Source organism: Nonomuraea sp. NPDC049480, from assembly GCF_044465905.1.
In the GTDB taxonomy this organism is placed as follows: Bacteria; Actinomycetota; Actinomycetes; order Streptosporangiales; family Streptosporangiaceae; genus Nonomuraea.
Map to the genome: position 1 here is coordinate 39106 of NZ_JBITMD010000008.1, position 12161 is coordinate 51266.

10 protein-coding genes are annotated in these 12161 nt (G+C 69.0%); 6 read left to right on the forward strand and 4 right to left on the reverse strand.

Annotated features, from left to right (window positions below; all coding sequences use genetic code 11):
* The first annotated feature begins 893 nt into the window (after positions 1-893).
* Entirely contained in the window at positions 894-1454 is a 561-nt protein-coding gene (locus tag ACIBX3_RS23600; protein WP_397121022.1) for a DUF6789 family protein, read from the forward strand.
* A gap of 30 nt (positions 1455-1484) precedes the next feature.
* On the opposite strand, the gene ACIBX3_RS23605 is transcribed toward ACIBX3_RS23600, so the two are convergent.
* Positions 1485-1778, reverse strand: a complete 294-nt coding sequence (locus ACIBX3_RS23605) for a Fe-S cluster assembly protein HesB (protein ID WP_397120324.1) — start codon at positions 1776-1778, stop codon at positions 1485-1487.
* A 682-nt stretch (positions 1779-2460) separates the two neighbouring features.
* Between ACIBX3_RS23605 and ACIBX3_RS23610 the strand changes: the two genes are divergently transcribed.
* Entirely contained in the window at positions 2461-3117 is a 657-nt protein-coding gene (locus ACIBX3_RS23610) for a hypothetical protein (RefSeq protein ID WP_397120326.1), read from the forward strand.
* A 33-nt stretch (positions 3118-3150) separates the two neighbouring features.
* On the opposite strand, the gene lexA is transcribed toward ACIBX3_RS23610, so the two are convergent.
* Positions 3151-3759 (reverse strand): transcriptional repressor LexA, encoded by a 609-nt coding sequence (gene lexA / locus ACIBX3_RS23615; RefSeq protein WP_397121023.1) that lies wholly within the window; start codon positions 3757-3759, stop codon positions 3151-3153.
* Between the two features lie 90 nt (positions 3760-3849).
* Positions 3850-4407: an NUDIX domain-containing protein gene (locus ACIBX3_RS23620; protein ID WP_397120328.1), complete on the reverse strand. Its 558-nt coding sequence runs from the start codon at positions 4405-4407 to the stop codon at positions 3850-3852.
* A gap of 67 nt (positions 4408-4474) precedes the next feature.
* Here ACIBX3_RS23620 and ACIBX3_RS23625 point away from each other — a divergent pair, with 67 nt between their 5' ends.
* The 4 genes from ACIBX3_RS23625 (at position 4475) to ACIBX3_RS23640 (ending at position 8852) form a co-directional block, all read left to right on the forward strand.
* Positions 4475-5230, forward strand: coding sequence for a GntR family transcriptional regulator (locus ACIBX3_RS23625; protein ID WP_397120330.1), 756 nt, complete (start codon positions 4475-4477; stop codon positions 5228-5230).
* A gap of 370 nt (positions 5231-5600) precedes the next feature.
* Positions 5601-6203: a class I SAM-dependent methyltransferase gene (locus ACIBX3_RS23630; protein ID WP_397120332.1), complete on the forward strand. Its 603-nt coding sequence runs from the start codon at positions 5601-5603 to the stop codon at positions 6201-6203.
* A 241-nt stretch (positions 6204-6444) separates the two neighbouring features.
* Entirely contained in the window at positions 6445-7704 is a 1260-nt protein-coding gene (locus tag ACIBX3_RS23635) for a prolyl oligopeptidase family serine peptidase (protein WP_397120334.1), read from the forward strand.
* 236 nt (positions 7705-7940) lie between these two features.
* Positions 7941-8852 (forward strand): LuxR C-terminal-related transcriptional regulator, encoded by a 912-nt coding sequence (locus ACIBX3_RS23640; protein ID WP_397120336.1) that lies wholly within the window; start codon positions 7941-7943, stop codon positions 8850-8852.
* Positions 8853-8970: 118 nt separating this feature from the next.
* Here the strand turns inward: ACIBX3_RS23640 and ACIBX3_RS23645 are convergent, their stop codons facing one another.
* Positions 8971-12141 (reverse strand): AfsR/SARP family transcriptional regulator, encoded by a 3171-nt coding sequence (locus ACIBX3_RS23645; RefSeq protein WP_397120338.1) that lies wholly within the window; start codon positions 12139-12141, stop codon positions 8971-8973.
* Between the last annotated feature and the right edge of the window lie 20 nt (positions 12142-12161).

Below are 12161 nucleotides of genomic sequence, written 5' to 3' on the forward strand. Positions count from 1 at the left end.
TCTCGTAGGGGGGTGGAACCCTTAAAAAAATCAACAGTTAGGAAAGGCTAACCATAGTTTCGGCTCTTGACCAGCACAATGTGATCAAGTTCACCGGACCCGGGGACTGATCGCGACGGGTGAGGCGGTGGGGGCGCGTGCGTCTCCGGCTGTGCTCGGACGCGTGCGACGTTCCAGAGCGGGATGCCGTCAGTGGCGGGACGGCCGGGCGCCGGCTAGCCGTCGTCGCGGATGACGAGGATCTCGTGTGGGGGGCGCACGGTAATGAACCCGTCGGAGGGCGTCGTGGTCTCCGTGGAATCGGGGTCACCGTGGAATCGTGACGTCGCCGCGGTTGCCGGCGGGGCTCGGCCTGGTCATGGCTCGGTCCTTTTCTATGACGCCGAGCTTTCTATGACGCCGAGCTTCGCCCGGGTCGGCAGCCCGCCGCTCGTGACCTGGACCGGCGGCAGGGATGGCCTGAAGGACACGGCGGTCGGCGTGGAGCCAGGTGCCATGGGCTGCCGAAGGTCTTGGACTGCGCGGTTGGGGACTCTGTGCGGGGACCGCTGATGGTCGCATGAAGGGGGCGCCTCACGGCCGAGGGCGCTGGAGAGCCGCTCTCGCGGCTGGTGGGGCCGGGTTTTCGGGAGCCGGGCGGAGCCAGAGGGGGCAGCAGCACTTCTTCCAGCAACTGCATGAACATCAGACCGATCAAAGCCGCCACGGGGATGGCCAATGCCGCCGCGAGGATAGGTCTTCACCTCCTGGGTCGCGCCGCACCCGGCGCCTTACATATCTGCTGTCAGCTCTTGGTGTTGCGCCCCTACCTCACACAATCTGGGCTAAACGGGACGTCTCATGTATGCCGCAGTGAGTTTTCCGCTCGCCATCGAGGGCAACGGCCTTGCATGATGCGCAATCTCGTCAAGGGCGCCGTGAGCGGCACTGTCGCGACGGCAGCGATGAGTGTGGTGATGGTCGCTGGAAGCCGGGTGGGCTTGATGAGAGACCAGCCGCCCAAACGTATCGCCCGCGCGGCGCTGCCCGGTCACAAGCACCGGCCGAAGGCCGGCGAGGGCGTTGTGGGAGCGCTGGCCCACGTCGGATTCGGCGCCACCGCGGGGGGCTTGTTCGGGCTGCTGGCCAGAGGTCATCGCATCCCGGCGGCCGCGGGCGTCGGCTACGCGTTGACGATCTGGATCTCCAGCTACGAGGGGTGGATCCCGAGCCTGGACATTCTGCCGCCGATCTCCGGTGACCGTCCCGGCCGTCCGATGGTGATGGCCATGGGACACGTGGTGTACGGCGCGACGCTGGCCTTGACCTTGAGCGGGCTCAACGCCCGGCGTCCGAAGAGCCACGACCTGGCGGTCGCGCAGCGTGCCGGCGTTCATGGGCGCGCCGACGAGGCCGGCGGCCGGGGCGGCGAAGACGCTGTCAGCGCTCGGTCGACCACACCCCTCGACACCTGAATGGCACCGCAGGTGCTATGGCTCGATGGGTCAGGTCGCTTGGCGAAGTATGCGGAAGGTGGGCTTGTCTTCCTCCGTGATCTCTACGTCGAGGGTCTTGTCTGCCAGGAATGAGGCGGCGCCGGGCTCGACGTACACGCGAATGCCTTCCGCTTCGAGTACTTCATCGTCGGGGTGCGGTCCACCCGAGATCGACAGTTCAAGAGATCCGGCTAGACCGTCGGCAGACGACGATGCGATGCGCAGCCCCGTCTCCGGCGGCGTTTCCGGCTGTGACGTCAGATCGCGGATTACCGCGACCGCGTCGGCGGTCAGCGTCAGCACGGCGACTCCTCAGTTGGCTGGAACTCCATGGTCGCGGGAGAAGTGGCGGCACCTTCCCTTCCTCGAAGCGCGAGCTGTCGTGCGCCTTGAAATCCTTGCCCGGCACCAAGCAGCAAATAACTCAAATGATGACAAACGCCTATAATCACGGCATTGAGCCGTTCGTGGCCACCGGTCCGCGGCAGCTCAAGCATCCCCACCACCCGACGGCGACATCGGCCGCCAGGGGCGGCACTGGGCGCGGGCTTCCACCTGCACGCCCACGCCACCCCGCCACGGTGGGAACACATCCCCAGTCCGGAACCACAACCGGACCAAGGACCGCTTAGCTGATCAGAGACGCTCTCGCCCAAGGTGACCTGGCTGTTGGCGAACGGCTTCACGACCCAGGCGCCGGGCACCGGCGGGTCGTGCTGCGGCGGCGGGGCCAGTGCCGCACGAGCCGCCTGGGCGGTACCGGGCGGGACCAAGGCGAGTGCGGAGGGGATGGTGGTAGCGCTAACATTCCTGCGCCGAGCACACCGGCGATGCGTACTCGGTCATATTTCGCGAGTGTCAACGACCTCGTTGCACCCATCAAGGTGCGTCCTGGAGCCGCTGGCCGGCGCTCCCCTGTCCACCTTCGATTCCGGGCGGCTATGGTGCGCCGTACCCGAATTGATCTAGATCGCAGGAGTGCGCGGTGATGCACGTGAGGGAGCCGGACTGGGCGTACGGGGCCAGGTCTCTTGTCAAGGTCCTGGCCGTCACCGCGGCGCTGTACCTGGCCTTCAGCGCGGTCGACCGGGTTCTGTGGCTGTTCATCGACTCCGACGACGAGCGCATGGCCCGGTTGTACGGCACGGTCGCCCGCATCGCGAACCCGGACAAGCGCCTGCCGCACGTCGCGGTCGTGGAGTTCGCGCACTCGATGCCCGCCGAGCGGCTCGTCGCCCTCAACCGGAGGCACAGGATCTGCGGAGGGGCGGACGTCTCCTACATCTACTCCCCGTCTTACTACGACGACTCCAGTGAACCGGCCTCGTTGAACGCGGTGGTCTGGAACCGCGGCATGACCGAGGACGACATCCAGGCGGATCTCGCCTATCAGTGCGAGACCGAGCCCGTGGCGGCGCTGGCGGAGTTCCGCAGGTGGGTCGGGCTGCTTGACGAGGGGGACGACCTCGGCGCATTCGAGTTGGATGACACGTGGCTCGCGGGAGCGGCCGACGAGGGCGTCGCGCACGGGCTCGTCGTCGACCGCTGGAAGCTCGCCGACCTCCGCGAACTCCTCGACGATCCGGAGGTGCGGACTGTTCACCTCGCCGATGTCGCCTTCGGCCTCGGCGAGATCGGGTAGCGCGAAGGTTTCGGAAGTAGCCCGGCTGCGTGCTCAAAGGTTGCGAAGGACCGAGACCACGATGCCCAACACCACGGCGCCGTCGCCGTCGATGACGTCGTAGACAGGATTGCGTGGTTCGAGATAGACGTGCCCGTTGCGTCGGCGGTACACCTTGACGGTGGCCTCGCCGTCGATCATCGCGGCGACGATCTGACCCGAGTGCGCCTCGGGCTGCTGCCGTACCACGACGATGTCGCCGTCGCAGATCGCGGCGTCGATCATCGAGTCGCCCCGCACGCGGAGGCCGAACACGGTGCCGCGTCCGGTGAGGTCGCGGGGCAGGGTCAGCGTGCCGTCCACGTGCTCGTCGGCGGGGATGGGAATGCCCGCGGCGATGTCTCCGACCACGGGCACGGTGACCATGTCGTCGGCCCGTTCCGGCTCCGAGGCTCTCAAGAACAGGCGCACGTCGATCGGCCGGGTCATCGTCGTGCCCCGGCGGAGGAACCCCTTCTCTTCCAGGCTCTTGAGGTGTTTCGACACCGACGAGGACGACCGCAGCCCGACCGCGTGACCGATCTCGCGAGTGCTCGGAGGGTACCCGTACCTGACGATCCAGTCCCGGATCGTGGCCAGGATCCGCTGCTGGCGTTGCGGCAGAGCAGCGAAGTCCAGATACTCGAACGCGTCATGATCGCCGTAGGTGGTCACGTGCGAGATGTTATGGCACTGCGTGCCCGCCGGCGTGGTTCAGGCCGCGGATGTGAGCAGCAGGAACAGGGTGTACGCGGCCAGTGTGGAGTCGTCGGTGACGACCCCGTCGCGGATCATGTCCTCGAGCTCGGCCCGCGAGAACCACCGCTGGCGCAGGTCCTGCTCCTCGACCTCCCGCGCCGCCTCCCCGTGCGACAGCTCTGAGGCCACGAACACGTCGAATCCCTGCGACGACATGCCCGTCGCGCAGTTGAGCCGTCCCAGGTGGCGCATCACTCCAGCCGTGATGCCGGTCTCCTCCAGCAACTCCTGCCGGGCCAGCGGCTCAGGATCGCCCGCGACCAGGCCGGGCAGCGATCCCTGCACGAACTCCCATGACCGCGAGCGCACGGGATACCGGTACTGCTCCACCAGATGGAAACCGCCGTTCTCGACCGCGATGACCAGCGCGAAGTCGGGCTTGTCCACGTAGGTGTAGACACCCTCGGAGTCGTCCAGGCGGACGATCCTGTCCTCGCGCAGCCGCATGTACGGCGACTCGTAGGCGATTCTCGTGGAGATTCGGCGGATCGGGTGTTCGAAATCCGGCTGCATGCTCACCTTCCTCTTCCAACTATTTGATCAGTATAGCTGTATATACGACTAGTGTTACGGTTGGGACGTGAACGCGACAGGAAAGCAGCCCGAGGACTTCGCGCCCCGCTACTTCGTCATCGAGCAGGCGCTGCGCGAGCGAGTGGCCGCCTCCAGGCCGGGCGACGCGCTGCCCTCGGAGAGCGAGTTGAGCGAGGAGTTCGCGGTCAGCAGGATGACCGCCCGCGCGGCCGTGCAACGCCTGGCCGCCGACGGCCTGGTCGTACGCCACCCCGGCCGGGGCACCTTCGTGGCCCCGCCGCCGGGCAGCCGCCGCGCCGAGAGCCTCGTCCGCTTCAGTGAGGAGATCCGCCGCCGCGGGCAGCGGCCCTCCTCACGGCTGTTGTCGGTCACCACCCGCGCCGCCGGCTCCCAGGAGGCCGACCGGCTGCGGCTGGGCAGGCGCGGACGGGTGATCGCGGTGGAGCGCGTCCGGCTGGCCGACGACGTGCCCATCGCCCTCGAACGGGCGTTGTTCCCCGGCACCCTGCGCGGCCTGCTGGAGTCCGATCTCGAGCACGGCTCTCTGCATGCCGCCTTGATCGCACTCGGCCGCACACCTGCGCGCGGCCACGCCCGCATCGGCGCCGCCACGGCGGGCGAGCACGAGGCCGGCGTGCTCGCCGTGGACCCGGGCGCGCCGCTGCTGGTCGAGCACCGCCTGATCCTCGACCAGAACGACGAGCCGCTGGAGCTCACCGACTCCCTGTACGTCGCCGCCCGATACGGCCTCGACGTCGCCTTCACCGTCGAACCTCCGGCCGCGGACGTCCTCCACCCGTGAACCACCACCCGCTCAACCCCGCATCGCGAAGGAGCCGCGCCCATGACCTCTACCGTCGCCGATGTCGCCAAGATGATCGACCACTCCCTGTTGCGCCCGGAGCTGACCGACGAGGACGTGCGCGCGCAACCGGATCGCGGTCGACCTCGAGATCAACCTGCCGGTCGCGGTCTTCCTGCAACGCCGCGCGATCGGCGACCTCGCAGCCCTGGCACTTCAGCACCCTGATATCCGCTGAACGCCGACACGGCCGGCGTCTGAGGCGCCGGCCGTGTGGCGGGTGCCACCGGAATACGCCCGGCGGGCCGCGGGATTGCCCAGCCTGCCGCATCGACGGCTCCCACGCGCGTGTGTCTGGCAGGATGATCACATGCCAGTGAAGAACGGCAGGCGATGGAACCACAACATCCATTACCACCCCCGCATCCTCAGCGCGGTCCCCGATGGCGCCCGGCGCGCCCTCGACGTCGGCTGCGGCGAGGGCATGCTCACCCGTGAACTGCGGCGGGCCGTGCCGCACGTCACCGGCATCGATCTCGACGCGCGCAGCATCGACCAAGCCCGCGAGCACCCGGACGACATCGACTACATCCTCGGGGACTTCCTCACCCACCCCTTCGAGCCCGCCTCGTTCGACGTCGTCGCGTCGGTGGCCACCCTGCATCACATGGACGCCGCCACCGGGCTGGCCCGTGTGCGTGATCTGCTGCGCCCCGGTGGCGTCCTGGCCATCGTCGGCCTCGCCCGCAGCACCATGCCCAACGACCTGCCACGCGAACTCGCCGGCGTCGCCGTCGGCACCTTTCACCGCGCCACGAAGGGCCACTGGGAGCATCCGTCCCCCATGGTGTGGCCGCCGCCGGTGACATATCCGCAGATGCGAGCGTTGGCCACCGAGATCCTGCCGGGCTCCGAGTATCGCCGCCACCTCCTGTTCCGTTACAGCATCATCTGGCGCAAGCCGCAGGACTGAGACCGAGCGAAACGCCGGACGGCGAGGCGCGCTGCGAGCGGAGTTCTCGGACGCGGACGCCGACGTTCGCTGCAAAGCCCCCTCATATTTCACACGCGGATCTCCAGACTTTCGCGGAGAATCACCGCCGCTCCTATGGCGCGCTCGGCCATATCACAACCGGAAAATATGGTTGTGAATCCACTGGTAACCATGGCGCTTTTTTCTCACCGTGGCAGGAACCCCCCGATAGGAGGCTCGGATGCGTCTGAAACAAGCACTCCTGGCCATGACGGCGGCGGCCGGGCTGCTCACGGCCGTCACCACCGTCGCTCACGCGGACGTCCCGCCGCCCACCCAAGGCAATCTGCGAAAGTACGACATCACCGCCACATACGTGTCCGGCGTGTCGTCCGGCGGCTACATGGCCAACCAACTCCACGTCGCCCATTCCAGCGTCTTCCGGGGCGCCGGCATCATGACCGCGGGTCCCTACGGCTGCGCCGACGGCGACGATTCCGCGGCTACCATCGCGCAGAACGCCTGCATGAAGACCAGCATGCGCCGCAAGACCCCCGCCGAACTGGAGCAGATGACCCGGGATCGGGCCGCGGCGGGCACTGTCGACCCGGTCGCGAACCTGAGCGGAGACCCGGTATGGCTGCTGCACGGCTCCAACGACCAGACCGTGCTTCGGGCCGTCAACGATGACCTGGCCACCTACTACCGCGACTTCGGCGCGAACGTCGTCTACAACACCTCCACCGGCGCCGGACACGGTTGGGTCAGCCCGCTCGGCACCGTCTCCTGCGCGTCGACCGCCTCACCGTACGTCAACGACTGCGGCACCGACCCGCAGCGGGAGATGCTCGGGCATCTGTTCGGCAGCGTGAACGCACCCGCCGCCACCCTGGGCGGCAAGCTGATCCAGTTCGACCAGAACGGTCACGCTCCCGGCGGCAGCGCCGAGGCCATCAGCATGGGCAAGGAGGGATTCGCCTATGTGCCCCAGGCCTGCGAGTCAGGCCCGTGCAAGCTCATGGTCGCCCTGCACGGCTGCTACCAGTACTACGGCCTGATCGGCGACACGTTCATGGACCAGGCGAACCTCAACGAGTACGCCGGCACCAACAACATGATCGTGCTCTATCCGCAGGCCAAGGAGAGTTACCACCCCATACTCAACCCCCGTGGCTGCTGGAACTGGTGGGGCTTCGGCGGTGACACGCAGTACGCCCAGAAGAACGGCAAGCAGATCACGGCCATCATGAACATGGTCACCGCCCTCGGCGGCGCCGCCGGCGGACCAGGACCGACTCCGACCCCGACTCCGACCCCGACCGGTTCCCCGAGCCCGGAATGCGTGACTGCGCACAACGTCGCCCACACCATGGCGCTGCGTGCCTACGCCGTCTGGGGCCAGACCTACGCCATGGGCTCGGGCCAGCACCTAGGCCCGTGGAACTCCCTCACCACCAGCTCCATCAAACAGACCTCGCCCGGCAACTGGGTGAAATGCTGAACCGCCGGAACGAAGGCGGTCACCACGGTGGTGGTGGCCGCCGCGGCGTCCCGATCCGGCAGCCCGGTGCCGACGTGTCCTTCGACGACGGGACGGATCAGGGCCGCGCACCCGTTACCCGATGAGAGTCAGGGCCGCTAGATTAACCGGCCTGTTCTAGTCCGACGCGCGTTCTCCCTTCATCATCTCTGATCATGAGGAATTTACCCGATGTCGTGGGCCGCGAAGGAGCACGGATGACGAGGGTGGACTCTCAGGTCGGGGCGGACTGGCCTCTGCTGGGCCGGGAGCGGGAGATGGCGAAGCTGACGGCTGCGCTGGCCACGGGGGCGTCGGGAGGTGGTGTGCTGATCGGTGCCGCCGGTATGGGCCGGACCCGCCTCGCCCGGGAGGTCGCCGCGACGGCGACCCGGTCGGGCCGGGCCACGGAATGGCTGGTGGCGACAAGGGCCGCCGCATCGTTGCCGTTCGGGGCCACGTTGAGCCTGTTGCCGCTGGACGAACCGGTGGCCGAGCCGTACGCATTCATCCGGGGCGTCATCCGGCACATGGACGCGCTGGCGCAGCCGTACCCGCCGGTGGTGTGCATCGACGACGCGCACCTGCTGGACGATGCCTCGGCGGTCCTCATCCATCAGCTCGCCCTGCGTAAGCTGGCCTTCCTCCTGATCACCGTACGGCAAGAGGAACCGGTCCCCGATGCGGTCGTCGCGCTGTGGAAGGACGGCCACCTCGAACCGATCGAGCTGAAGCCGCTGCCGCCGGCGGCCGTCGACACGTTGATCGCCCGTACGCTGGGCCGCCAGGTCGACGCCCTGACCGGGGCCGAGCTGCAGGCAGCGGCGGCGGGGAACCCGCTCGCGCTTGCGGAAGCGCTGGTCAAGGGGCTCCGCGACGCCACGCTCGTGCAGCCCGGCCAGGTCTGGTCCAGCAGGGCTTCGTTACTCACTGCCCGGGAACGCCAGGTGTGCCTGCTCGCCGCCTCAGGACTGTCCAGCCGGCTGATCGCCGACCGGCTGGTCCTGTCCGTGCGCACGGTGAACAACCACCTGACCCGCGCTTACGGAAAGCTCGGCGTCTCCCGGAGGGCGGATTTGATGAGGGTGCTCAACGGCTCACGTCACGTCATGAACTCCCCGGGTCGGTAAGGCGTTGTTTCCGGCGCGATTCATAATGCTGATGATTTCCATAAGCAGAACATTATGCGGCCATTTTGCCGCCGTCTTGATGAGTATTTACTCAACCGGTTTCGCCCGGTTCTGGTAATTACTCAGAAAGCTCTGCGGCCACCATTTCGGGAAAGGCTTTTCTGAGGATTTCCATGGTCCTTGCCTGGCCCAGCCGGTGGCCGGACCGGCGATGGCCCTTCAGGGCTTCTCTGGCCCGGTTCATTCCCAAAGGGATGTTCTCCTGGGTGAGGTGCACGGCCGCCAGGATGCCGAGCGCCTGGTGTTCGAGCAGCGTGAATCCCTGGCGGCGGGCCGCGTCGAGCGCCTGGCAGCCGCAGGCGGACGCCTCGGCGAGGTTGCCCAGCTGCCAATGCGCCAGGGCGAGGCCGATCAGCGCGTCGAGTGTGGGCTGCAGATTGGCGATCTCCCTGGCGATGGCCAGCGCGCGGGTGTGCTGCTCGACGGCGAGCTCGGGTTGCCCGAGCCGCGTGTGCACGGCGCCGCGGGTGTTGAGGGTGTCCGACTCGGCCCGGCGGTCGCCGAGCGCGACGGCCAGTTCGACCGCCGAGTCGGCCCACTCCAGGGCGCGCTCGTGGTCGCCGGCGTCCCGTTGGACCGCGGCGAGCGTGTCGAGGGCGAGGACCTCCCCGTAACGGTTGCCCGCCTGGCGGAACATCGCCAGGGCGGACCCGAGGAAGTCCAGGGCACGATCGAACTCGCCGAGGTCGAGGCAGATTTCGCCCAGATTCTCCAACGCGATGGCCTCGCCGTTTCGATATCCCGCCTTCCTGGACAGGCCGAGGGCTTGGTGCTGGTAGGCCATCGCCCGGCGCAGCTCCCCCATGCTGCGATAGACCATGCTGAGGTTGGCGGTGCTGGTCGCCTGGACGATCTGCTGGCCGGTTTCCATGGAGATCGCGATCGCGCGGCTGTAGTAGCCGGCCGCCCGCTGGAGAGTGCCGAGTTTCCAATGCACGTTTCCCAGGTTGTTGAGCACCGCGGCCTCACCCTCGCGCCACCCGGCCTCCTGGGCGAGCAGCAGCGCCTGCGTGTAGTGGTCCCGCGAGCTCCGATGATCGCTGCGTGCCTGGTGGACCTGCGCGAGGCTGAGCTCGCACGCCGCCTGGGCGGCGAGGTCGCCGTCGCGGCGGGCCGCCTGGCGCGCGGCCCCGGCGATGGTGAGCCAGTCGATCGGGTCCCGTCGCAGCGACAGGTAGCCGCGTAACGCGTCGGCCAGCCGCCAGGCCGCGTGGTGCGGGCCGTGCTCGGCCGCGTACGTGATGGCCGCGACCAGGCTGGGGCGTTCGGCGTCCAGCCAGGCCAGCGCTTCCTCCGGGTCGCGGAACGCGACGGGCGCGGCGGTGGGTCGCGGGGACGGCAGCCGCGGGGTCCGCGGATAGAGCAGGCGGCCGGCCTCGCCGACGGCTCCCAGGTAGAACGCGTAGAGCCGCTCCAGCGCCTGATCGCAGTCCGCGGGATCGTCGGCGCAGTCCCGCGCGTACAGCCGCAGCAGGTCGTGGAAACCGTAGCGGCCGGCGACGTGCCGATGGACGAGATGTGCGCGTTCCAGCCGGTCCAGGTTCTGACGGACCTGGTCGAGGGGGGCGTCGGCCAACGCCGCGGCGGCCTCGGGGGTGATGTCAGGGCACGGGCTCACGCCGATGAGGTGGAAGAGCCGCTGCGCGGCCGGTTCCAGGGCGGCGTACGACAGATCGAAGGCGGCGCGGACGGCCGCCTGGTCATCCCCGTCGACCCGGAGGGCGTTCAGCCTGTTGCCGTCGGCCAGCTCCGAGACGGCGGCGCTGATCGTACGGTCGGGCCGCCGGGAGAGGTTGGTCGCCGCGATCCGCAGGGCGAGTGGCAGGTAGTCGCACAGCTGCGCCAGGCGGGCCGCGGCGTCCGGCTCCGGCACCAGCCGGCCCGCACCGAGGATTCTGGCCAGCAGCGCGCGGGCCTCGCCCGGGTCCAGCACGCCCAGCGGCAGGTCCCGGGCGCCTTCGAGCGCGACCAGGCCGCCTAGGCGGTCCCGGCTCGTCGTCACCACGAGACAGCGGTCGGCACCGGGGAGCAGGGGCCGGACCTGCTCGGGGGAAGTGGCGTTGTCCAGCACCACGAGAACACGCTTGTCGGCGAGCAGCGTCCGGTACAGGGCCGTGGCCTCGTCCAGGTCGGTGGGGACATGCTCGGGGGAGACGCCCAGCGAGCGCAGGAAACGGGCCAGCGCCTGGGCGGCGGGCAGCGCCGGGCCGGGGGCGTAGCCCCGGAGGTCGACGTAAAGCTGCCCGTCGGGGAAACGGTCGCGGATCCGGTGTGCCCAGTACACGGCCAGCGCGGTCTTGCCGGCCCCGGCCGGACCGGTGATCGCGATGGTGACCGGGCCGGGCGCGTGGTCGTGGATCAGTTCGTCCAGCCACCTCAGCTCCCCGGCCCGGCCGGTGAAGTCGGTGACGGTCGGCGGGAGCTGCGCGGGCACCATCGCCGGCGGCGCGGACACCGCCACGCGGTCCGGCGGGGGGAGCAGGGCCGGGTCGTTGCGCAGGATGGCCACTTCGAGCCGCTGCAGCTCCAGGCCGGGGTCGATGCCGAGCTCGTCCGCCAGGAGACCGCGCACCCTGCGGGCCGTCTCCAGGGCGATGTGGGGCTGTCCGCTGCGATAGAGGGCGATCATGAGCTGGCAGGTCAGCCGCTCACGGAACGGATGCGTCGCGGCCAGCTCGGTCAGCTCGTCCAGCAGGCGGCGGTGGCGGCCCAGGCGCAGCTCCGCGTCCACCTTGTCCTCCAGCGCCACGAGCCAGGTCTCCTCCAGGCCGCGGCCGAGGCGTTCCTGGGTCTCCTGGGGCGCCGTTCCGGCGAGCAGCGGGCCCCTCCGCAGGGTCAGCGCCTGGTTCAGCAGGTCGAGCCGCCGCTCGTCGTCGGAGGCGTCGCGGGCCTGCTGCACCAGGTCCCTGAACCGGTGGACGTCGATCCGCCGCGGGTCCGTACGCAGGACGTAGCCCGCGCCCTGCGCGATGAGCTCCGCCTCGGAGCGGGTGGGATCGACCGTCCCCAGGATCGACCGGAGCTGGGACACCGATACGCGAACCGCGTGCTCGGCGGTACGCGGCGGTGAGGACGGCCAGTTCAGCGCGACCAGCCGGTCGACCGCGACGGGCCTGTTGGCCTCGAGCGCCAGGACACCCAGCGTCAGCCGCTGCTTGCGCGGGCCCAGCCTCACCTGCCGCCCGTCGTGGTAGGCCTCAACCGCTCCCAGGAGCCGAAATTCCACCATGAGCCACGCTCCGCCTGACG